Consider the following 22,625-nt stretch of genomic DNA (forward strand, 5'->3'; position numbering starts at 1 on the left):
CTGGGCCAGAACGGGACATTCGCCCCGATAACCAGAGACTTAGAACTTGACCTCGCCATCACAGCAGGTGAGCCGCGACTACAGGCACGGCTCACCTATCGGCAAATACCCTATACAACGCGCCCCTTGAACTCATCCATCCACGTTACAAGCTCCAACACATCTTGCTCGAAAACGTCGAGCTCAACTGGGACTTGAGGCAGTTCATCTGCCTGTGAGTGCTCGTACATTGAGTAAGTGGTCATCAGCCGATCAAGGTAATCGCAGTCGACAGCCGTAACCTTGGCGACTCCTCTTAATTTCCCTTTGGTCATGACATCCCTTCTGAATCGAGCAACGACATCGTGCAGAAGGATGAACTCAACCGTCCGCTCAAGGATAATCCGGAAATCACTACAGGCACTCTTCACGGCCAGGTCATATCCATCCGCATCGGCCTGAGCCTGAAGTTTTTTTAGCTGCGGAATAACCTGATCTCGAATTACATTAATAGCCTTGTCGGGCCTAGCATCACGCAAGTTGTGCTGCGCCAAGATTCCCGCGACCTTATTCAACCGCCGAAGCGATAGCACTGTGTGGTTGATCTTTTGGTTGCCTGGGTTCTCCGCATGCTTTTTGAGCGCAGATTCGACCAGAGCGATCAACGATAGGCGGTGCGTGAAGATGATGACCTGTCTAGTCTTAGCCAGCTCAACAAGCCTGGCCACAACCCGCTCTTCGAAGTCCTGATCCAGGGAGGAAATCGGATCATCGAAGATGAAAGGAGCTAGCTGGTTAGAGCCAGTTGTATCTGCCAGAAACGCGGCCAATGCGACGATTCGCGCTTCACCCTCGCTGAGTACGACCTCAGGTGAATGATTTACCCGAGCCCCGACAAGAGTGAGTCCAAAGGTGATTACCCCCTTTCCTTGAGCCTTGCTCTGCGGTGCCACGGGTAACCGACTACCACCAAGCATTTTCAACTCGGCAGCAAAACGAGCCTGATAGCCAGCGTCAAGTTCAGTTTTCGCGAGCTCATTGCGCTTGGTCGTCAGAGCATTGGTTGCGGTCAGCCTCGCAGCTTTATCCAGCAGCTCCATCGAGGCCAGCCGCTGACGCTCCGCTAGGATGGCCGGCTTGTTCTCGGATAACCACTGTAGCGCCTTGAGCTGCCTCACCCGAGTTTCGAGCTCTTGCCGCTTACCATCTTGCTGCAGTTGAGTAAGGTCGGCTTCCTCTACGAGCAGATCGGCAGCGCGCTTTTCCAAGGCATTATCAATAGCTTCCCAGTCGAATCTCAATAGGTCGACCGCAGCAGCACATTCAACAAACTGAGCACGCCTGCTTTTCAATGACTCATACCAGCTACGAGCAACCAGTTCGTCGAACTGCAGCTGAGCCAATCTTGAGATCCAATCTTCAATGGATGGTAACTGGACTATTTCCGCAACAAGAGCTGCATTAGCGCATTCTTTAGTTTTTGCCGCAGTCTCGAGGCCGGCAGTAACGAATGATTCGAAACTCTTGAGTCGTGATGCGGCGTCTGCCGTAAGCACCTGTTGGCATAGCACGCAGTGCGCACCATCCGAGGTCACAGGGAACTCGTGGGCAGGGTAAGCATTAGCAACTGAGTAGTTGCGCGCCTGCTCCCACATCAGCATCCAAGCAGCCTCGCCAACGCCCTGGAGAGGCGCATCGGCGAAGGCCTGTTGCGCGACGTCATTGGCTGCCTTCCTAGCTACCGCTGCATCACTCTTCGACTTGAATAGCGCAGCAGCTTTCTCATCCGACAGACCCTCTTTCAGAGTGCGCATCGCCTGCCTAATGCTGTCGGTCGCAACCTTCTCTTTTCCAATGGAAACTAGTCTGCCCGCAATGTCCTTTTCCGCCAGCAGGCCTTCAGCCTTGATCCGTTCTTCATCCAACTCTTTAGGGAATTGGCAATACGCTTCAATTTTCTCGGCGGAGACCGAAGCCTTCAAAGAGGCCAGCCAGCCTTTTCCCGCAGTGTCTGCCAGATCAGCGGGAAACTGTGGAAGGGAGCTGACAAGCTTTGCCTTCTCAGAGGCCAGCTCCGCAGAAACTTTGTCCGATACCTGAATGAGCAGAGTGATGAACCGCATGCTGCTGGGCTCGTAGCTCGACTCTGTTTTCCCCATGTATTGAGACGCGGCCTTTGAATCGAATACCTGCGCATGTTTAAGCTGAGGATGCGGCTCGGCATTAGGCTGCCAGTTGATATCTCGGGGGGTGCCATCGATAGTGATTCGGCATTGCGCACTGCATGCGTGCTCCTCATCGCTGAAGACGTTTGGACAGATTTCATCCTTTGAGCGCGACCCACAGAGCTGTTTGAGCAGCCGGGCATAACCACTCTTCCCCGAACCATTTTGGCCGTAAATCACGGTCAAGCCGCCCGCTCCGAACTGCAGAGACGCGCCCGGCTTGATCGCATTAACGCCAAAGACTTGGCTAACCCCTTCAACTCTAACGACCGGCCGTACGGTTGCTGCAGAGAATGATCCCGGAGCTACGTTCGCGAATCCCGGATCCTGCTGCTTGGCAGCCTCGAGCTTGCAGAGGCGAACTAGCTCGGCAAGCTCCTCCGCATTAGGCGGCCGCTTCTGCTCGATGAGCTTCTTTGCTGCTGTCTGTAGCCAGCGACCTCGCTCGCTCAACCACTTTTCGAAATCGTCTACGTACACCACTCCGTTAGCCAGACTCGACATCCCTGATCTCCGCATTTATGGGGTAGAAACAGTCATACCACGGCCAAGTATCATCACTCCAGCAGTCGTCTCCACTGACCGGCCAAATGAAGTGCAGGTCGTGGGCACTAGCTAAATGAGCCGAAGGGATGAAATCTGCTTCTTTCAAATAACTACGTCTGGGCTGGCTCATGTCGCTTTCAACTGGGAGTTCCGTGTCGATAGATACCTATCGCGACTGACTGGTTATGGCCGGATGCGGTCGGTGTTTGATAGCTAGGCTCCGTAATGTAGGAGAACTGATAGCATTTACCCGCCGGCGCCACCGCCGCGTAAATGTCCCAGCAAAAACCGACGCGCTGCCCGAGAAGATGCGCTGATGCTACTGGGGTGCTGTATACGAAAACATTTAATTCGCTGATAAAGCCTGAATTGCCACAATTGACTACGCGGCACTCCCTCCTGGCAGAAGTCGGCCAACTCAGTACACACACTTCCTTCACCCTTATGTGGAAAATAACGTTGCCGGAATTTCGCACTCTTAACGCCGTTTGCAAAGATGATGATGTCGGGTCTTAGAACTTCTATTTGTGCCTTGAGAAGTCGTTCCGAGATTTCCAGCAAAGTTGGAAAGTGCTCCCATCGCATAGGTGACTTTTTGTTCCATGCGAAACTGAACAAATTTGCCCAAGCTAAACTCTGAACCCCGTGGTCGTCGGCCAAGTCGCGTAGAAGATTGAAAAAGCTTTCCCCTCGGTCTCTAGGTTTACGTATGAACTTGGCGAGGTGATCCTGCTGTGTAGTCATTGCCTTGCAGATGTAATCTTCCAGGCTTTGAAATTTGTCATCGCCCCTCAACACATCCCAGCGGCGAGTTTCTCGCCCGACCACCATAATTTTCTGCGGTGCTGACTGGTAGGAGGCTGAAGTGCCAGGAAGAAATAGTCCGGAGAGCTTAGCGTATTCCGGATCCTGAGTTCTGCTACGGTCAAGCCAGTGCTGCGGCAGGGCGCTGAGCACCTCGTAGTAGGCCTCAGCCAAGGTTTGCTGCGTGCTATCCATCGCGGAAGCTCCCGATAAATGTCCATTGATAGCAAATAATGGAAAAGGCACACAACGGCTGCTTTGTGGCGGATTTTGCCGGAGGTGAAGAGCGGTATTAGGGCAAGAGCGACCTATCTAGCACCGTAGAATCCGGCTCGCGCAGACTTATTTATCAACCTCTATAATTAAACGATCTCCATCAGGTTAAGCCAAACTCTTCTGCCGGATGAGACAGAACTCTGTAAGTGGAGCGAGCAACCATGTCTGAACTGATCAAGCAGGCCTGCGAGCACTGGCGTTACGTAGCCCCGTTGCTGAGCAAGCCAACGAACGAGGACGACTATGATGCTCTGGTCGAGGCCTTGGATGAGTTGCTGGGCTTGGTGGGCGACGATGAGGATCACCCTTTGGCTGGCCTTGCATCACGTGTCGGGGACATGATTGAAGCCTACGACGAGCTTCGTCGGACGTTGCCGAAAGCAGGCGGGGCAGAGGTGCTGCGTTACCTGATGGAAGAGCATGGCCTGCGTCAGGAGGATCTGCCAGAGGTCGCTACTCAGCCAGTCATTTCCGAGGTGCTTGCTGGTAAACGCCAATTGAACGTGCGCCACATTCGTGCACTTTCGGATCGTTTCGGTGTTCCTATGGATGTCTTTTTGTAAGCCCCTAAAAAGAAAAGGGCCGCGAATGCGACCCTCCCACGTAACCTGACCAGTTATTGCAGCCAGCTTTCGACCTTATCGGCACCGTACTCCGCTTTCCAAGCCTTCAGCACCTTATGGTTGCCCCCCTTGGTCTCGACAACCTCGCCAGTTTCCGGGTTCTTGTAACGTTTCAGCGTGCGCTCACGACGTGGGCCTTTCACAGGCGCCTCAGAAATTTTTCCAGCCTTTGGGTCGAGCACTGCGATTACGTTACGCAGGGAGTAGCCGTAGTCAGCCAAGAGGTTGCGCAGCTTGGTTTCAAACTCAATTTCACGCTTCAGCTTTTCGTCGCCTTTGAGCGCCTCGAGGCGTTTTTGCTGCTCGGCAATTTGGGCTTGAAGCGCTTTGTATTCTGCAATTTTCGACATGGCTAATCCTAATTTCAGACTATGTGGTACGGAGGTCAATAAATAATATACAAGTTGCAACAGGCTCGCGATTTATATTAATCCTGTTCCTGCTTGTCAAAAACGAGGCCTCTCCGCAGCCTCGAGAGGCTACTCGCCAGAGATATTGCCTCGACAATCTGTAAAAGCTCTGATTGAGAGCGGGCCTTTAGTGCGTGGGTCTCGACGACGCACAGTCCTGGCGGAACGTGGTACCCGAGGTACCGATCTATTAAGGCCGCCTATGGGGCAGCTAGCGGCCCAATGAAGCCTCCCAAAGTCAGGGCCGCACTCAGTTTCCTCGACCACCTAATGATCGCGGACTATCCTCTATTGCTCCGTCATCGTCGAATTCGGTCTATTCACTGCTAGAGCTAAATTCAATTTGGAGGAATAAAATGGCTGTGTACTTTCAAGGCAGGCGTAGAATCGGAAGCTTTCTATTATCTCTTAACGATAGAAAGGCAACTCTAAACTGCGAGATCTTTGAGAAATGGGAAGACATCGACTGTAGTACAACTGCTCGCTGTGGTGCTGACGGACAGTGCGAGGTCTCGAAAACACTTGGCATAAGTGAGAAGACGGCAAGAACACTTGAAGATGTAGTCGAGAGTTCATTAGGGATAAAAGGATTTGCCGAGCTTAAAGCGCAAGCTAAAGATGTTATTGGCAAAGAGGTAAACTGGAGTCAAAGTACTACTACTACAAAGACGTTTCCTTATAAGGCGCCGAAATGCGGGAGATTTACACTCATAATCTACCAGTTAGTAAGAGAGTTTGAGTTGTCATATCATCGTCCACGGCTGTTAGGGTCAGATGAAATATGGGATCGAGTAATTCGCGAAGACACTAATACTCATGATGCATTGCCCGATGTTCTTGAATTCGATGAAATATGTAAATGTCCTAAAAATGATTCTCTAAAATATGATGGTAGACTATGTTTTGATTTAGGTAACGGGAGTTTTCGTGCGCCTTATAGGATTACAGGTGATGGATTCGAAATACAAATTGTAGACAAGGTAATAACCTTTTCTTTCGATAACTACCCAGCAGGTGTGCGTGGGTTTGATCGCGGATTCTCTATCACTCTTCCTGTCGATATTGTCCCTGCACCTCTGAGGTTTCTGTCTGGAATTGAGGGCGAGACCATAGAAGCCCATGTGTCTCGGTTTAAGGAGGCGGGCGAAAAGTTAGTTTTCGATGAACTGAAGTCTCCGCCAAGTATTGTTGAACTACCTGAAATATTTATTCAACAAGAAGCAGCATATTTAAAGTCGGATAATTAGCTTTTGCTATGTGCTGCCTGCGGAATCGCTACGCGATCCGGGACACTAGGATCTTAGCTATCAACTGAAGTAATCTATGTTTGCCGGAGCAGAAAACTAAACTTTGCACCGTGAACACCATGGCTTAATCCCAAGATAGTAGTGTCACTATGCCGTTGGTGGATCACAGCAATGTGAGTAACATGCAGGCTCAGACTAAGATATGGTTGCTTAGAGTTGCCGCTTTTGGGAAAACGCTTGCATGCTTTGAAGTTTGGCCGTCGCTTCGAAACTAGGGGCGATTCAAATCATTGCTAGGATAGGAGAATGCTTGTGCTTCAGGATCGGTTCGGTTCGAGCAGATTGATCCACGGACGAGCCAGCAGAGTTCGACAAGCATCGACCTGACCGCCAAAGCACTGCTCCACGGGGTCGATGAATTCAGCTGATGCGGTGTAGCGAATAGGCTTACCGTTTTGATCGGAGATATCGCCACCTACTGCCTTGAGTAGTGCGTGGCCTGCGACAACGTCATGGGGCGAGACGGGGTATAAAGAAACGCCTGCGGCCCCATCACCAGCTGCGACTCGAGCAAGCCGATAGGCGATGCTAGGCATCGGTTCGCAGATTGCGGGGGTGCATAGGATGTCGTTCTCAGCGCGCTTGGAGGCTGCCGCCGTACTGACAAACACAACCGAACCTTGAAGGACGCGATTCGCACCGCACGGCTCAATGGCTTGGCCGTTACGAAGGAGCAATCGCATTCCTTGCTGCCAAGCAATGCAGTCTGGCCCACGAGGAGTGGCAGGTGCGTAAACAACACCAAGCACCGGTTCTCCGCCATTCAGAAGCCCAACCGAGACTGCGGAGCCAGGCCGTCCAGCGAGGAAGTCTGCAGTCCCATCATTGGGGTCAACAACCCAACAATAGCGATGCCCTGTCTGATGGCACTCGGTCTCTTCCCCTACGAAATCGCAGTAAAGGATCTGCTCTAAACCTCGACGCAGCATGACCTCGATCTCAACATCGACCTCTGCCTTGTAGCCACTTCCACGAGGCCCGCCCGGCCTTTGAAGCTCAGCGAGGATGAAAGCTCCAGCTTCAATCACCAAGTCGGTAACTCGGTAAACAATCCCGGCTTCGAGCATTAGCTTTCATCTCTGGGTGAGGTTTGACCAAAGTTGTCCAGTTCCTCCTGAACGTCATCAAACATCGTGTGCACTAGCCGCTCGCGGCGAAGACCTGAAAGGCATCGACCAAAACATCCAGAGCAAAGTACGACTTTGTTGCCCTCCCCAGAGTAGAGCGGACTCGAGACAAGAGCGCCACATGGCATGTCCTTGGTGTTCACGACAGGAGCATCGCAGACACTACAGAGTTGAACTGGTGTGCTCATAGTGCGTTCACTCGCTGTATGGGAGGCCAGTCTCAAGCTCTCTGCAATACAGACTTCAGGAGCCCTGAGAACTATCCCGAATGGGTGTAAGCACTAAATCCTTACCGACAAGCTCGAGGTTTAGCTTGTCTCCAAGCCGCAATCCCATTGCCTCAAGCACCTCTGGAGGAATCTCCACGATCAAGTCGCCGCTACCATCACCTGCGTCGTGGCAAACCGCAGTCCTATTCGTGTCGCTCATGCATTGCCTCCGGTTTACGGGCGAATGCTATAGACGATGTCATCGCGCACCTTCTTGTGCCGACCAACGCCAAGCAGGACGTAGATGGTGCTCCTGGTCTCGAAAAATCCATCGCCATCATACTTCTGCTGCAAGGAGCTCCTGACCCAATAACCCGGTGGAAAACGTCCAGCTGAGTCTTCGACTACTTCATTAGCGTGGATAAGCCGAGCTACGAATCCGTCAGCTTCGATTTGCTGACGCGCTTCATCCGACATTTCTAACTCGACGAGAGTCCAGTTCTTGACCAGGCAGTACTGCTTCTTTGTATTTCGCCTGTGTAACTCGTGCACGATTTCGTCCCGGCTCAGATCGGTGCCGTTGATTGTGGGAGCTTTGCCATATAGGAAATCTGCGATTTCGAGTGCTTTTTGGTTTCCACTAATGTCCAGAAATTCGAGCTTCATGGCGTATCTCGTAGTGATTTGAAAGGCATCTAGTGAAGCTGTCTGGGTGTCATAACGATGCTCGACTTCATCAGGCGCTGAAGAGCCATAAGCGAGGGGAGTCCAACGTGCCGCTTAAAGGTAACCACGACGTACAATGAGTTGACTGTTTTTATAAGCCATCGGTCGTCACTACGGCGCAGGCCGATGATGTCGGATGTTCGTATTAGATGGCCGTCGGCAAACCGCCCCGTACTTTCCCTTCGGGCATGTTGATAGCTGATCCCAACAGCGGCGTTAGCTATCACAAACGCATCTACTAGAAAGCCCGTCACCGGAACCGGATAGCTCGACTTCAAAGCATAGGCCAGCTGTCGTTTTGCATAAGGCGAAATCGACCGATGTGTCTCTGGAATCAAGGTCGTGTTCAACATGTGTGCTCGAGTCAGCTGAGATTTGTGTAATACACAGTGCGTTGGTTCGTCAGCTCCTGAATTTCAGCTGGTGTCCGCGAGGGGTCGTAGTAGTTCTTACCTTCATGCGTCACATAGATATGGATCAACTCGTTGTCGACTGATCTGGCTATGTCAATTTGTCTGATAGGTTCAAGCAGCCACCGTCCCGCACCGTTCATCCACGCTGGGCTCATCAGCTGAAGCTCGCCGATACGTGCATCAGGAGTTTTCAAGTTGGCCATTTCAAGGAAAGTAGTCAGGTCATTGGGCATGACGGTTTTTGTGTATTCAATGCCGCCCTCTGTCACCTTCACCGTTGCGTGAAGCCACGGGGTCGCAATCTCACGCTCTACGAGCTTCCAGTGGTGATGGTCGGGCCCATACACGGGCGCTAGGTTGTAGTAGGCGCTCTCGTGGGTTTTGAACATAAATCGACTCTCTGAAATGCGTTCTATAAGACGTAGTGCTATAGGGCGCATTCTGGCTCCATCGTTGTTTTTGTGCAACGGGAAAAAGGGATGGATTACAGACAAGCGCTAGGGTCGAGTCTGCGGAAGATTCGTAAAGCTCGCGGACTTAGCCAGGAGTCGTTCATGTCAATTAGCAGTCGAGCACACATCTCGATGCTGGAACGAGGGCTGAAAGGGGTCACCATCGAGAAGATGATAGAGATCGCTGAGGTTATGCGGGTTCACCCCCTCACAGTGCTGCTCGACTCGTTCAGTAGCTACGAAGGGGTGACGTCAGAGAGGCTTTTAAAACAAATTGCCCAAGAGCATGAAGAGCTCGGAGGGGACTAGTACTCCAAACAGAATGATAGCTCACCCATCTCCGTGCCGCTGGAAGTTACCAGCGGCGTGCGAAAGCCATACGTTTTTGAATTTTAGTTCACGCCTCAGGATGTGAGATATAAACTGACCGCAACATCTATCAGGAGCCGTATCACACGCCCTATGCAAAGAACATCACCCAGAATTAACGCGCTTTTTGTAGATCTAGATAAATATATTAAATAACTAAATCTCAAATAATAAAACCTAGCTTTAAGGCTAGGCTTTATTATAAAAGTTTATCAGCAACTATCAGTGACGACCGACTTTCACTCACCGGCAGATATTAGTCGTCAGCCGGCTCTTCTAGAGCGGATAGGTTGGCAGATGTTTCAGGCTGTGGCTTCGACATCAGCTTGTCGCGAATCATGCCTTCCAGCTTGTCCATGGTAGCCTTGTTTTCCATAAGCCACTTCATGGTATTAGCTTTACCTTGGCCGATCTTATTACCCTCGAAGGAGTACCAGGCGCCAGCCTTTTCAACGAAGTTGTTTGCAACAGCTAGATCAACGATCTCACCCGCCTTGCTGATGCCATGGCCGTATAGAATCTGGAACTCTGCTTGCCTGAATGGAGCAGCTACTTTGTTCTTGACAACTTTGACGCGGGTCTCGCTGCCGACCACTTCGTCGCCTTCCTTCACCGCGCCGGTACGGCGGATGTCCAGACGAACCGAGGCGTAGAACTTCAGCGCGTTACCACCGGTGGTGGTTTCCGGGCTGCCGAACATCACGCCGATCTTCATACGGATCTGGTTGATGAAGATACACATGGTGTTGGAGTTTTTCAGGTTACCAGTAATCTTCCGCATTGCCTGAGACATCATTCGCGCGGCAAGGCCAACATGGGAATCGCCGATCTCCCCTTCGATCTCTGCCTTTGGAACAAGCGCAGCAACGGAATCGACAACAATTACGTTAACCGCACCCGAACGAGTCAAGATGTCTACGATCTCAAGAGCCTGTTCACCGGTATCTGGCTGCGAGCACAGGAGGTCATCAATGTTTACACCGAGTTTGGCTGCGTAGATTGGATCAAGAGCATGTTCGGCATCCACGAATGCACAGGTCAAACCTTGACGCTGAGCTTCGGCAATAACCGAAAGAGTGAGGGTAGTTTTACCAGAGGACTCAGGCCCGTAGATCTCGACAATACGACCACGCGGCAGACCGCCCACGCCCAAAGCGATGTCGAGACCAAGGGAACCTGTCGAAACAACATCGATATCCATTGTCCGGTCTGAGCCGAGCCGCATTATTGCGCCCTTGCCAAACTGTTTCTCTATCTGAGAAAGAGCCATTTCCAACGCTTTGTTTTTTGCCTGATCCATTCTCACCGACCACTCAAATTAGGAATTAATCGAATACTACTGATTAGCTTAGGGAGTATCCCTGGGAGGGAAGGAAGACTTCCTAAGTGAACCAAAACTACGCTGCAATACGCGATACTGCATCCTGCAAGCCCACATGGGTATCACCCATTTCGCCTTCGATTTCGGCCTTGGGCACCAGCGCGGCCACAGAGTCGACGATGATCACGTCGACCGCATTGGAACGCACCAGCATGTCGGTGATTTCCAATGCCTGCTCGCCTGTATCGGGCTGTGAAACCAGCAGGTCGTCAACGTTGACGCCGAGCTTGCCCGCGTAATCGGGATCCAGCGCATGCTCAGCATCGACGAAGGCGCAGGTGGCGCCCATCTTCTGTGCTTCTGCAATAACCGACAGTGTCAGTGTGGTCTTACCTGAGGACTCAGGACCATAGATCTCGACGATCCGGCCTTTTGGCAAACCACCGATGCCCAACGCGATATCCAAGCCCAGCGAGCCGGTGGAGATGGAGGGAATCGCTTGGCGATCGTGATCGCCCATGCGCATGACCGCGCCTTTACCGAACTGCTTTTCGATCTGGCCCAAGGCGGCAGTCAAGGCGCGCTTCTTGTTCTCGTCCATTACAATCCTCACTTGATCAAGAGGGCCAGAGGCCACAACAACAACTGTATAAGTAGACAGTATTAGAGCATAGGCAAAATGAAGCGCCTAGCCCTGAATTGGATTTTCTCCCGCTACGAGCCGGATCAATCCGACGAGCGCCGCCTCCACGCTCTGCTCGCGTACGGCCTGTCGGTCGCCATCGAATTGGAACCGCTGGGTAACGATCTGCTCATCGACCGCCCAGGCCAACCATACGGTACCAACCGGCTTATCTGGCGATCCGCCACCCGGCCCGGCAATGCCGCTGACTGCCACACCATAACGCGCCCCACTGGCCCGCTGCGCGCCACGTACCATTGCTTCGACCACTTCGCGACTGACGGCACCAACCTGGCTGAAGAGCTCAGCCGGCACATCCAACAGATGAGTTTTTTGCGCATTGGAATAGGTTACGAAACCCGCCTCGAACCAGGCCGAACTGCCGGCAATGCGAGTAATGGCCTCGGCGATCCCGCCGCCGGTGCAGGACTCGGCAGTGGAGACCAGGGCGCCTTGCCGTTGCAAGGCATCGCCCAGTTGCGATGCGAGATCGGTGAGCACCATTGAATGATCCGGTTATAGAAAGACAGCGGATACCCTACACCAGCCTGCCGGCTACTTCAGCCCGTCCTATCGCCGGAGTACCGGAGCGTCAGCGTCGACGGTCATGTCCCCGGTTGCGCCGGTCCGGCCAGATCATTGTCACGGCGCCTCCCCAGTCGGCCGACTGCCTTGTCGCGAGAAAGCCGGCCCGTCCACCAAGCGCGCCCGCCTGCTGAGCACTGCTGCCGCGTGTTAACCTTGCCGGCTTTAGCAGGATCCGTTACTCGTCCGGCGATTCTGCTTCACCGAGCCGCACCGGATAGACGATGCCACGCTCCGGCTCTCCGCCCCACCGAAACAATCGCATAGCCCTAAGTTACTGATGAGCCTAGATATTTCAGATTTATCGAAACATACCCCGATGATGCAACAGTACTGGAAGCTCAAGCGCGAGCATCCTGACCAACTGATGTTCTACCGCATGGGCGATTTCTACGAGCTGTTCTACGAAGACGCCAAGAAAGCCGCGAAGCTGCTGGACATCACCCTGACCGCCCGCGGCCAATCCGGTGGCAATGCGATCCCCATGGCCGGGATTCCGTTCCACTCCGCTGAAGGCTATCTCAGTCGGCTGGTCAAGCTCGGCGAGTCGGTGGTCATCTGCGAGCAGATCGGCGATCCGGCGACTAGCAAAGGCCCAGTGGAGCGCCAGGTGGTGCGCATCATCACGCCCGGCACGGTCAGTGACGAAGCCCTGCTCGACGAGCATCGCGACAACCTGCTGGCCGCTGTGGTGGGCGATGAAAAGCTGTTCGGCCTATCGGTGCTTGACATCACCAGTGGCCGTTTCAGCGTGCAGGAATTTGGCGGCTGGGAAACCCTGCTGGCCGAGGTGGAACGCTTGAACCCCGCCGAACTGATGATTCCGGACGACTGGCCCGCCAACCTCCCGCTTGAGAAGCGTCGTGGCGTACGGCGTCGCGCGCCCTGGGATTTCGATCGCGACAGCGCATTCAAGGGCCTCTGCCAACAGTTCGGCACCCAGGATCTGAAGGGTTTCGGTTGCGAAAAACTGACCCTAGCCATTGGCGCCGCCGGTTGCCTGCTGACTTATGCCAAGGAAACCCAACGCACTGCGCTGCACCATCTACGCAGCCTGCGCCATGAGCGCCTCGATGACACCGTGATCCTCGACGGTGCGACCCGACGCAACCTCGAACTGGATATCAACCTCGGCGGCGGCCGCGACAACACCCTGCAATCGGTCGTGGATCGCTGCCAAACCGCCATGGGCAGCCGCCTGCTCAGCCGCTGGCTGAACCGCCCGTTGCGCGACCGCGGCGTGCTCGAAGCCCGTCAGGACTCGATAACCTGCCTGCTCGAGCATTACCGCTTCGAGCAGATCCAGCCGCAACTCAAGGAGATCGGTGACCTCGAACGCATCCTCGCTCGGATCGGTCTGCGCAACGCCCGCCCACGCGACCTGGCACGACTGCGTGATGCGCTCGCCGCCCTACCCCAACTACAAGACGGTATGCAGGAACTGGTGGCGCCGCATCTGATCGAGCTGGCAAATACCATCCGCACCTATCCCGAGCTCGCTGCGTTGCTGGCCAAGGCCATCATCGACAATCCGCCGGCGGTGATCCGCGAAGGCGGCGTGCTGAAAACTGGCTATGACGCTCAGCTAGACGAACTGCAATCGCTGTCTGAAAACGCCGGCCAGTACTTGATGGACCTGGAGACCCGCGAAAAAGCCCGCACAGGCCTGGCCAACCTCAAGGTCGGCTACAACCGCGTGCATGGCTACTTTATTGAGCTGCCGAGCAAGCAGGCCGAATCCGCGCCGGCGGACTACATCCGCCGCCAGACGCTCAAGGGTGCGGAGCGCTTCATCACCCCAGAACTGAAAGAGTTCGAAGACAAGGCGCTGTCGGCCAAAAGCCGGGCCTTGGCGCGTGAAAAGCAGCTCTACGAAGAATTGCTCGAGCGGCTCATTGGGCACCTGGCACCGCTGCAGGAAAGCGCGGCGGCATTGGCCGAGCTCGACGTGCTGAGCAATCTGGCCGAACGCGCGCTGACGCTAGACCTGAACCGCCCACGCTTCGTCGAACACCCCTGCATGCAGATCGAGCAAGGCCGCCACCCGGTGGTCGAGCAGGTGTTGCAAACGCCCTTCGTTGCCAACGACCTCGGGCTGGACGACGATACTCGCATGCTGGTTATCACTGGCCCGAACATGGGCGGTAAATCCACCTACATGCGCCAGACCGCCCTGATCGTACTGCTGGCGCAGATCGGCAGCTTCGTCCCGGCAAAGGCGTGTGAGTTGTCTTTGGTCGATCGCATATTCACCCGTATCGGCTCCTCGGATGACCTGGCCGGTGGTCGCTCGACCTTCATGGTGGAGATGAGTGAGACCGCCAACATCCTGCACAACGCCAGCGACCGCAGCCTGGTGCTGATGGACGAAGTTGGCCGCGGCACCAGCACCTTCGACGGGCTGTCGCTGGCCTGGGCGGCGGCCGAGCACCTGGCCCATCTGCGCGCCTTCACGCTCTTCGCGACGCACTATTTCGAACTGACGGTGCTGCCGGAAAGCCAGCCGGTGGTCGCCAACGTGCACCTGTCGGCCACCGAGCACAACGAGCGCATCGTCTTCTTGCACCACGTCCTGCCGGGCCCGGCCAGCCAGAGTTATGGCCTGGCCGTGGCACAGTTGGCCGGCGTGCCCGGGCAGGTGATTCAGCGCGCACGCGACCATCTGTCGCGGCTGGAAACTACCAGCTTGCCTCATGAAACGCCGAAAATAACCGCTGGCCAGCCCACGCCGCCAATGCAGAACGATCTGTTCGCGACCCTGCCACACCCGGTAATCGAGGAATTGGGGCGGATCAATCCGGATGATATGACGCCGCGCCAAGCGCTGGAGCTGCTATACAACTTGAAAACACGCGTCTGACGGCTAACAAAAAGCTGCTAGAATCGCGCGCATTTTTTGGATATACGCGGCATTGCCTGGTGCTGCTATAACTGCCGAACAGGGGCGTCATTGCAACGTCACCTGACACGCCCGAGGAGATAGCTAGAAATGACCTTCGTCGTCACCGACAACTGCATCAAGTGCAAATACACCGACTGCGTGGAAGTCTGCCCGGTGGACTGCTTCTACGAAGGCCCGAATTTTCTGGTCATCCACCCCGACGAGTGCATCGACTGCGCACTCTGCGAGCCGGAGTGCCCTGCCCAGGCGATCTTCTCCGAGGACGAAGTGCCTGACGAGCAACAGGAGTACATCGAGCTGAACGCGGATCTGGCGGAAGTCTGGCCGAATATCACCGAGAAAAAGGACGCACTGCCGGATGCCGAGGAATGGGATGGCGTGAAGGACAAGTTGCAGTATCTGGAGCGCTAGTCCGCTACTGATATGAAAAATGCCCGCCGATGCGGGCATTTTCATGGAGCCTGTGCGTCAGGTACGATCGATACCTTTTTTCAGGGTGTCCTTGGCTTCACCCTTCACTTGCTGCGCGTCGCCCTTGACTTCCTGGCGCTGGCCTTCGTTCTTCATGCGCTCGTTGTCGGTTGCCTCACCGAGACCCTGCTTCGCCTTGCCAGCAGCTTCATTGAGGTTGCCTTTCATCTTGTCTTCAGTACTGCTCATGGCATGTTCCTCTTGCTTCGTGGGTTACCTGCAATGGACCGGGCCGGTCGTTGGATAGTTTCGCTTTTCCGAGCAACGGTACCGGCGCAGGACCTTGCGGAGCACCTGCGGATCAGCCGTTACGCGCTTTTACCAAACGATTGAGTAGTGGCCTGCCAGCCAGATGCAAAAACAGCGGCGCACCAGCGATCAGGTAGAAGTAATAGGTCACGAAGCGCCAAATGAGGATGGCGGCCGCGGCAGTGGATTTACCCACCAACGGTGTGAGCAAGGCCGCCGATGCCAGTTCTGCGCTGCCGGCACCGCCAGGCAGCAAGCTCAATTGCCCGGCGGTCAGGGCCAGCAATTGAACGATGAACGTCCAGGCCCAGGCGAGCTGACTGCCCAGCCCCTGCACGGTGAGATACAGCACGCTGTAACGCAGCAACCAGTGCAGCGTGGTCAGGATGAATACTCCCAAGAGGATCGCCCGCGGCAGCCGGAAGCATTCCAGCAGGGCGTTGCGGAAGCTCAGCACCTTGCGAGCCCAATAACGCTTGCGCGCGGACTTCATACCCAACCGGCCGACCAGCCAGCCGTTGAGCAGAAATACCTGCCGGTGGAAGCGCCCAAGCAACGCCAACAGCACCATCAGACCGATCAGCAACGCCGCGCTGAATCCCAGCAAACTGGCGATATAGGCATTCAGCGAGTGAGTCACCGCGTAAATCAGCACGCCGACCAGCGCGCAAGCGAAGAACAGCAGATCGGCCAGCTGCTCGACGGCAAAGGTCGCGGTACCCTTGGCTGGCGGTACGTCCTGACGTAGCAACAGCGCCATCATCGTCAGCGGCCCGCCGGCGCCGCCCGGTGTGGCGCAGATCGCAAACTCGGTGGCGATGACGACACCCAGCGCGCGGCCTTGTCGCAACCGGCGCCTGCCTACCAGCAGGCGCAGACGCCACGCGTTCAGGTACCAGCCGAGCACGATCATGCTGAGCATGCCGAGCAGCAGCCAGAGCGGAAAACTCACCAACCGCTCGAAGAGTCCGCTCCCGCCCAGCAGCAACGGGACCAATGCCGCGACCAGCAGCGCGCCAAACAGCAACCACCAGCGGCCGCTCATGCCGTGGCGCTCGAGGTCAGCCCATGACGATTTAGCCAATCGATCTTGGTCACCGGATGCCGCCCGTCCCGCAGCAGGCGCGTCAACAGATCCAGCCAATAATGACGGGAGAAGTCGTGACGCATATCGACCGGATGCAGACCCAGGCGCAGCACCGATGCTTGCCGATGACGAGTGAGCATCTGCTCGCTGAGCAACCGAGACACCCCGCGACGCCAGGCGCTGCGTGCGCTCCAGACCAGTCCAGGGGCGTCGATGGCCGTGTAGTCGGGTAGCAGGTACAGATGCTGGGGGTCGCTGGTATAGGTCAGTCCGGTTTTAGCCAATGCTCTCCGCGCGCCCGGCCCCAGCAACCAGGCTGGCGCCACGAACCCATGCAGGGGCCATTGCAGCCGAGCGAACAACTCGATGCCTTGCTGCAGGCGGCGTGTGGATTCAGCCTCATCCAGCGGGTAGAACTCACCCTCATGGGTGAAGATGCGACGCATGAACCAGGCTCGTGGCGAACGCGGCGTCGGTGCTTCGTCAGCGTGATGACAGCCGTGCAACACGAGCTCATCGCCGCGTGCCAGTCGGCTGTCCAGCATGGTGCAGAATTCGGGATGGTCTTCGAGTCGATTGCGCCGGTGGAAATCCGGTACCACCAGCCAGGAAATCGGTATATCGCCCAGCGCGTCTACCGCCTGGACAAAAGGCCGATAGTCGGGCCAGGTTTCCGGCGCCACGTCGTGCAGCACCAGCATCAGGCTCCGCTCAGCCATGCACGGCGACCGGCAGGTCGGCAGTACCCAGCACAGCGTGATAATGGGCAAGCAGCCCCGCCACCACCGCATCCCAGGCGTGATGCGCTTCGACATGCTGACGCGCCTGAGCGCCCAGCACGCTTGGGTCGTCTTCGAACAGCTCGCGTACGGTCTGTGCCATCGCCCGGGCATCCAGCGGACGGCACAGGCGCCCGGTATGGAACGGCACCAGCTCGGGCAGTGCGCCGGCTCGTGCCGCAATCACCGGAATTCCACTCGCCATGGCCTCCAGCGCGACCAAACCGAAGGTTTCCTGATTACCGGCGTGCAACAGCACATCACAGCTGGCCATGTAACGCGCCACTTCGGGTGCAGGACAGAAACGATCGATTACCGACACGTTGATCGGCACCCGGTGGGGCATCCCCGAACCTACCAGCAGCAAGTGATACGGCTTATCGAGCAGTCGGGCAGTTTCCAACAGCACGTCGATGTTCTTCTCTCTAGAACCACGCCCGGCGAAGACCATGAGCCGCGTGTCGTCCTCGACCCCCAACTCCCGGCGTATCTCAGGATCGCGCCTATCCGGACGGAAAGTCTCCAGATCGACCCCTAATGGCTGCACGTAGACGTTGCGAACGCCCAGTTCCTGCAGCTTTTCGGCCATTATCCGGCTAGGCGCCAGGACCCGGTCGAAGCTGCCATACAGGCGCGAGACATACCCGTTCATGTTGGTACCAAGCCAGCCGCCTATACGGTTGCTGACCAACAACGGCAGATCGGAGTGATAAAAGCCGATCACCGGGGCGTCGAGACGACGTCCCGCATCCAGCGCTGCCCAAGCCGTCATGTAGGGGTCACCCACCTCGATCACGTCGGGGCGCAGAGCGCGCAGCTGGTTGCGCCAGGGCGCGCGTCGAACCGGGAACCGGTAGCCCTTGCCGAACGGCAGTGCAGGTGCGGGAATCTGGTAGATGCCGGCGTGATGGCTATAGCTGTCGCCCGGCACCAGAATGCTGTGGCGAACGCCCGAGTACAGCTGCAACCGGCGGTGTTTGGCCTCGAGGTAAGTCCGCACCCCACCGCTGGCAGGTGCGTAAAACATGGTCATGTCGGCGATATGCAAGATGGAGCGTCTCCGTGAGGTCTCGATGCAGAGCCTTCGGAGGACGAATGCTGGCAAGGGTTGTATCAGCCAGACCCGGCCGAGTCATAGCCGGGCCTCGCCCCGAAAGATTCTGCAATGAAATCAATGGACCACCGACCCAGGCGGTTGTTCGCCGGTGCATTCGGCTTGGCGACAACCGAAGCTCGACTGGCATCAACCCTCCACACGCTTGTCGCCCTCACCCTTGCCATTGGGCGACGCATGCTCGATGACCGCATTCATCTCCGCGCCGAATAGCAGTACCGCAGCGGAGATATAGAAATAGAGCAGCAGCACGATGACCGCCCCGATACTGCCGTAGGTAGCGTCATAATTTCCGAAGTTCTGCACGTAGATGCCGAAGCCCACCGATGCGGCAATCCAGACGATAACTGCCAGCACCGAGCCGGGCGTGATGAAGCGAAACTCCTGTTCCACATCCGGTGTGACGTAATACAGCAAGGCCACCATCAGCATCATCAGGATCACGACTACGGGCCAACGCAGCCAGGTCCATAGCGTCACTACGATCTCCTTCAACCCCACCTGCGCGGCAAGCCATTCCATCACTTGCGGCCCGGTCACCATCAAGCCCGCCACCGCGAGCAGGATCAGTGCGAGACCGATCGTATAGAGAACCGCCAATAACATGAGCTTCCAGGTCGGACGACCTTCTTTCACATCGTAGGCCTTGTTCATGGCGTTCATCAGCGAGCGAACACCGACCGAGGCGGACCACAGCGCAATGAGAATACCCACCGATAGCAGGCCGCTCTTCTGCTCCTGCATCTGATCGATCACCGGATTGACCAGATCCAGCGCATCAGGCGGCAAGACCAACGACACCTGCTGGCGAAGCCAGGCGAAGAAGTCCTGCAGATCGAGCATGCCCAACATGGCGATCAGAAACAGCAGAAAGGGAAACAGCGAAAAGATCGCTCGATAGGCCAACGCCGAAGCATAGGTCGCCATGTCGTCATTGCTGAACTCCTTCAAGGTGCGTTTCAACAAGTCGAAACTGCCAATGCCCCGCGTCTCCAGCAATGCCATTACGTTATCCCCCGAAAACTGAAGCCGAAGCCCTTGAAAATGGGACGGTCCTCCTCTGGAAGAGTTCGCCGGTCGCAGCCCCGGTCGTCGTTCGTACCACCGCCAGCCGGCATGCGCCTGGATCGGGTCTGCGGGCGGCCTTGATCGGCTCATCTCCGAGGCGGAAAGGGGCGGAAAGGGGCGGAAAGGGGCGGAAACCATGTGGCCAGCGTTTCCATTAAAGGAACTTTCCTCCGCTTGAGCGCTCTTGATGGAGTCCAGTTCGGCGCATCGCTGACGGCAGTCGCAACCACGCAGCGTAACGACCGGAGCATGCGATGGGGTTAGCTCAAAGGAGCCATCTCGTCCCGGCACGTGCCGCATGGAATGCCAGACATGGCTTACGCCGCTTTTTTTGGCCGCAGGAGCAAAAGAAATGGGATACGCAACGGATGCCCCACAGCCAAGAATGAAAGCCGACCTCCTCAGATACGCCAGGCTCATCCTCACCAAAGGCAGTGGGGCTGCCGCGACGCTTGGCCTGAATATTCTGCTGGCGCGCCTGCTGGTGCCCGAGCTCGCGGGCACGGTGTTCTTCTGCGTCGCTCTGGGCATTTTCCTGTCCCTGGTGGCACGGCTAGGCTTGGACATTGCGTGCCTGAAGAACATTTCCTCTTTGAGCGACGGCCAGCAACGCCGCTATTTCCACCGTGCGCTGGGTCTCGCCGCGCTGATGAACGTTCCGGCCTTTCTTATCGGCCTGGTCGTGGTGTATTTCTCGAAAACCACCCAGGCGCATTTCGTCCATGCCGCCGTCCTGTTCGGCATCACCGCCCTTGGCCTGTCACTGTTGAGCATCGCCAGCGAAACATTGAAAGCCAAGCATAAAACCAGCGAGGGACTGTTCTGGCAGACGGCGTTTCAGCCCTCCCTGACGCTGCTGCTGGTATCAGTGACCGGCAACGATCTGACCACCGTGGCCGGCGCCTTTGCAGTCAGCTACGCGCTGGCCATTTTCGGCTCGATATGGCGCGCCAATACGAGCCTGCCGGTTTCAGACTCATCGCACACGCTTGGCTGGCGCGAGATGCTCATCTTGTGCGTACCGCTGATGCTCATCGCGGTGATGAACAGCATCATCGAACTGTCCGATACGCTACTGCTCGGCGTGCTGCGTTCGGCTGGCGAAGTGAGCATCTACTACATCGCGGCCAAAATCGCCGCCCTCTCGACGACTCTGCTGTTCATCATCAACGGCACCATCGCCCCCGACATTTCCAAACGCTGGGCCCAGCATGACCGTGCGGGCGCCTTCGCCATCGTCAGAAGATACTCTCGCTTCATGCTGGCGCTCGCGCTGGTGATCCTGCTCGCCATAGGCCTGCTGCGTGAATATATCCTGGCCGTATTTGGGCCCGAGTACCGGGCGCAAGGCGTCTATCCCCTGCTGGTACTCGCCGTTGGCTATTTCTTCGTACTCGCTGCCGGACCGCTGGGCATCTTTATGACCATGACCGGCAATCACCGCCGCTACCTGCATAACAACATCGCGGCCTGTGTAATCAACGTGGCGCTCAACCTCGTCCTTATCCCGCGCTATGGCGTCAATGGCGCCTGCTTCGCCACCGCCGTGGCGCTGACATTGAAGAACGCGCTGCTCTACATCCAGTTCAAACAAATCGAAAGGAGTCCGACGCCATGACTGACCGGGTAAACGTAATCGCTTACGGAGCCTATGACCGGCACAACTATGGCGACCTGCTCTTCGCAATCGTCCTCAAGCGCTACCTGGAGGCCGATGGCCGCTTCAACGTGCTGGTCGCGGCCACCAAGAAATCCGATCTGTCCAGCTACGGGGCGCTACCGACCATCCCGCTAAAAAAAGCGCTGGATGCGACGCGCCAACAACCGAAGACCATGCTCATCGTCGCAGGCGGCGAGTGCCTGACGGCGCAATGGGAAAGCATCATTGGCTACCTCGCCCCACAAGCCATCTACTACCCGATCAAGGCGAGCCCTTACTTGATCGGTCATAAGGCTTTCATCCGCCTGAGCCGGCTATTCACCTCTATTCCGTCAGATATCCCGCTGGTACTGGGTGAGCGCGACCTGCCGGGCTACAAGGTGATGTACAACAGTGTCGGGGGCAACGAAATCAGCCGGAAGAAGCCGCTGATCCACGAAGCGATCAAGCGCAACCTGAACGATTGCACCTATGTATCGGTACGCGATCGTGAGACCTCCGCCGAACTGGACAAGCTCGGTGTCAAACACAACCTAGTGCCCGACAGCGCGATCCTGATCTCGGATATTTTTCCGCAGCAGGTCAACCCAGGCGAGCCCGGCCATATCGTTTTCCATATCTCTGACCATCACGCCAAGCGGCGCATCGAAGCCATCGCTCAGCAATTGACCGAGCTAAACGTCACCACAGGCCTGAAAATCGCCCTGCTGACGATTGGCAAGGCCCCCGGACATTCGGACGACGGGCCGCTGGACAAGCTGCACAGTCTACTGGGCGATGAGCGCGCCTACCGCGTCGACAGCGGAAAGATCGACGACATCATCCGATGCATCGCAACCAGTAAGCTTTACTGCGGCACCAGTCTGCATGGCGCGATCACCGCATTGGCATACGCCGTACCGCAGATAGCGCTGCTACCGCAGCGTGTGGTGAAACTATCGAGCTTCCTCGAAACCTGGGTGCCCAAACAGTCCTGCGGGTTCGCCGAGGTTTCGCAGATCAGCCAAATCGGCTCCAACCTGCTCAATGCTTTCGGCGACACCCAGCGAGCCGAACTGCGAGCGGTGGTCGAAGCCATGAAGAACCGCGTGCGTACGAACCTCGATCATATGGTCGAGCTCTACGATCAGGCACCAGCCCGGGGCGAATCCCCTGCCCGTCAAAACAAAAAAGCTGCAGCCGTACCCGCGAATTGATCAGATAACGCGAAGCAAACAGAAAGGCCCGCAACGAAGCGGGCC

The 22,625-nt window shown here is 56.3% G+C and carries 21 protein-coding genes and 1 pseudogene; 7 read left to right on the forward strand and 15 right to left on the reverse strand.

Annotated features, from left to right (window positions below):
* Positions 1–110 precede the first annotated feature (110 nt).
* Both DQ405_RS04540 and DQ405_RS04545 read right to left on the reverse strand, forming a co-directional pair.
* A complete protein-coding gene (locus DQ405_RS04540) occupies positions 111–2,708 on the reverse strand; it encodes an AAA family ATPase (RefSeq protein WP_041014136.1) in 2,598 nt (865 codons plus the stop codon).
* A 288-nt stretch (positions 2,709–2,996) separates the two neighbouring features.
* On the reverse strand, positions 2,997–3,749 hold the full coding sequence (locus DQ405_RS04545) for a hypothetical protein (RefSeq protein WP_041014135.1): 753 nt from the start codon (positions 3,747–3,749) through the stop codon (positions 2,997–2,999).
* A 242-nt stretch (positions 3,750–3,991) separates the two neighbouring features.
* Between DQ405_RS04545 and DQ405_RS04550 the strand changes: the two genes are divergently transcribed.
* Positions 3,992–4,393: a helix-turn-helix domain-containing protein gene (locus DQ405_RS04550; RefSeq protein WP_041014134.1), complete on the forward strand. Its 402-nt coding sequence runs from the start codon at positions 3,992–3,994 to the stop codon at positions 4,391–4,393.
* 53 nt (positions 4,394–4,446) lie between these two features.
* On the opposite strand, the gene DQ405_RS04555 is transcribed toward DQ405_RS04550, so the two are convergent.
* Complete coding sequence (locus DQ405_RS04555; protein WP_041014133.1) at positions 4,447–4,803, reverse strand: histone-like nucleoid-structuring protein, MvaT/MvaU family; 357 nt, start codon at positions 4,801–4,803, stop codon at positions 4,447–4,449.
* Positions 4,804–5,219: 416 nt separating this feature from the next.
* On the opposite strand from DQ405_RS04555, the gene DQ405_RS04560 reads away from it, so the two are divergent.
* Entirely contained in the window at positions 5,220–6,110 is an 891-nt protein-coding gene (locus tag DQ405_RS04560) for a hypothetical protein (protein ID WP_141396784.1), read from the forward strand.
* Between the two features lie 317 nt (positions 6,111–6,427).
* Here DQ405_RS04560 and DQ405_RS04565 read toward each other — a convergent pair whose 3' ends face one another.
* The 4 genes from DQ405_RS04565 to DQ405_RS04575 all read right to left on the reverse strand — a co-directional run bounded on the left by DQ405_RS04565 (position 6,428) and on the right by DQ405_RS04575 (position 9,034).
* On the reverse strand, positions 6,428–7,237 hold the full coding sequence (locus tag DQ405_RS04565) for an inositol monophosphatase family protein (protein WP_041014132.1): 810 nt from the start codon (positions 7,235–7,237) through the stop codon (positions 6,428–6,430).
* A 303-nt stretch (positions 7,238–7,540) separates the two neighbouring features.
* The gene (locus tag DQ405_RS28265) at positions 7,541–7,726 is read right to left on the reverse strand and encodes an AbrB/MazE/SpoVT family DNA-binding domain-containing protein (protein WP_041014131.1); all 186 of its coding nucleotides are present in this window, start codon (positions 7,724–7,726) and stop codon (positions 7,541–7,543) included.
* 14 nt (positions 7,727–7,740) lie between these two features.
* Positions 7,741–8,172, reverse strand: coding sequence for a DUF6957 family protein (locus DQ405_RS04570; RefSeq protein ID WP_052462852.1), 432 nt, complete (start codon positions 8,170–8,172; stop codon positions 7,741–7,743).
* 424 nt (positions 8,173–8,596) lie between these two features.
* Positions 8,597–9,034 carry a hypothetical protein gene (locus DQ405_RS04575; protein WP_161611836.1) on the reverse strand — a complete coding sequence of 146 codons (438 nt, stop codon included), beginning with the start codon at positions 9,032–9,034 and terminating at the stop codon, positions 8,597–8,599.
* Positions 9,035–9,124: 90 nt separating this feature from the next.
* Here DQ405_RS04575 and DQ405_RS04580 point away from each other — a divergent pair, with 90 nt between their 5' ends.
* Positions 9,125–9,406, forward strand: coding sequence for a helix-turn-helix domain-containing protein (locus DQ405_RS04580; RefSeq protein WP_168423115.1), 282 nt, complete (start codon positions 9,125–9,127; stop codon positions 9,404–9,406).
* Between the two features lie 316 nt (positions 9,407–9,722).
* Here DQ405_RS04580 and recA read toward each other — a convergent pair whose 3' ends face one another.
* The 3 genes and pseudogenes from recA to DQ405_RS04595 all read right to left on the reverse strand — a co-directional run bounded on the left by recA (position 9,723) and on the right by DQ405_RS04595 (position 11,973).
* Positions 9,723–10,766: a recombinase RecA gene (gene recA, locus DQ405_RS04585; protein ID WP_046622304.1), complete on the reverse strand. Its 1,044-nt coding sequence runs from the start codon at positions 10,764–10,766 to the stop codon at positions 9,723–9,725.
* Between the two features lie 124 nt (positions 10,767–10,890).
* Positions 10,891–11,388, reverse strand: a pseudogene (locus tag DQ405_RS04590) (ATPase domain-containing protein); the annotation flags it as partial.
* An 87-nt stretch (positions 11,389–11,475) separates the two neighbouring features.
* Positions 11,476–11,973, reverse strand: coding sequence for a CinA family protein (locus DQ405_RS04595; RefSeq protein ID WP_168423116.1), 498 nt, complete (start codon positions 11,971–11,973; stop codon positions 11,476–11,478).
* Between the two features lie 373 nt (positions 11,974–12,346).
* On the opposite strand from DQ405_RS04595, the gene mutS reads away from it, so the two are divergent.
* Entirely contained in the window at positions 12,347–14,914 is a 2,568-nt protein-coding gene (gene mutS, locus DQ405_RS04600; protein ID WP_168423208.1) for a DNA mismatch repair protein MutS, read from the forward strand.
* A 129-nt stretch (positions 14,915–15,043) separates the two neighbouring features.
* Positions 15,044–15,367, forward strand: coding sequence for a ferredoxin FdxA (fdxA, locus tag DQ405_RS04605; protein WP_168423117.1), 324 nt, complete (start codon positions 15,044–15,046; stop codon positions 15,365–15,367).
* A gap of 57 nt (positions 15,368–15,424) precedes the next feature.
* Here fdxA and DQ405_RS04610 read toward each other — a convergent pair whose 3' ends face one another.
* From DQ405_RS04610 to DQ405_RS04630, 5 genes are all read right to left on the reverse strand, one after another.
* The gene (locus tag DQ405_RS04610) at positions 15,425–15,616 is read right to left on the reverse strand and encodes a CsbD family protein (RefSeq protein ID WP_168423118.1); all 192 of its coding nucleotides are present in this window, start codon (positions 15,614–15,616) and stop codon (positions 15,425–15,427) included.
* Between the two features lie 112 nt (positions 15,617–15,728).
* The gene (locus DQ405_RS04615) at positions 15,729–16,721 is read right to left on the reverse strand and encodes a lysylphosphatidylglycerol synthase transmembrane domain-containing protein (protein ID WP_168423119.1); all 993 of its coding nucleotides are present in this window, start codon (positions 16,719–16,721) and stop codon (positions 15,729–15,731) included.
* On the reverse strand, positions 16,718–17,482 hold the full coding sequence (locus DQ405_RS04620) for a DUF2334 domain-containing protein (protein ID WP_168423120.1): 765 nt from the start codon (positions 17,480–17,482) through the stop codon (positions 16,718–16,720). The genes DQ405_RS04615 and DQ405_RS04620 overlap by 4 nt, the downstream gene beginning before the upstream one ends.
* Positions 17,475–18,590, reverse strand: coding sequence for a glycosyltransferase family 4 protein (locus tag DQ405_RS04625; RefSeq protein WP_168423121.1), 1,116 nt, complete (start codon positions 18,588–18,590; stop codon positions 17,475–17,477). Before DQ405_RS04625 ends, DQ405_RS04620 begins: the two co-directional genes overlap by 8 nt.
* A 195-nt stretch (positions 18,591–18,785) precedes the next feature.
* The gene (locus tag DQ405_RS04630; RefSeq protein WP_168423122.1) at positions 18,786–19,661 is read right to left on the reverse strand and encodes a YihY/virulence factor BrkB family protein; all 876 of its coding nucleotides are present in this window, start codon (positions 19,659–19,661) and stop codon (positions 18,786–18,788) included.
* 448 nt (positions 19,662–20,109) lie between these two features.
* On the opposite strand from DQ405_RS04630, the gene DQ405_RS04635 reads away from it, so the two are divergent.
* Complete coding sequence (locus DQ405_RS04635; protein ID WP_241729817.1) at positions 20,110–21,342, forward strand: oligosaccharide flippase family protein; 1,233 nt, start codon at positions 20,110–20,112, stop codon at positions 21,340–21,342.
* Positions 21,339–22,580, forward strand: a complete 1,242-nt coding sequence (locus tag DQ405_RS04640; protein WP_168423124.1) for a polysaccharide pyruvyl transferase family protein — start codon at positions 21,339–21,341, stop codon at positions 22,578–22,580. Before DQ405_RS04635 ends, DQ405_RS04640 begins: the two co-directional genes overlap by 4 nt.
* The last annotated feature ends 45 nt before the right edge of the window (positions 22,581–22,625 follow it).

Source organism: Pseudomonas sp. SST3, assembly GCF_003325755.1.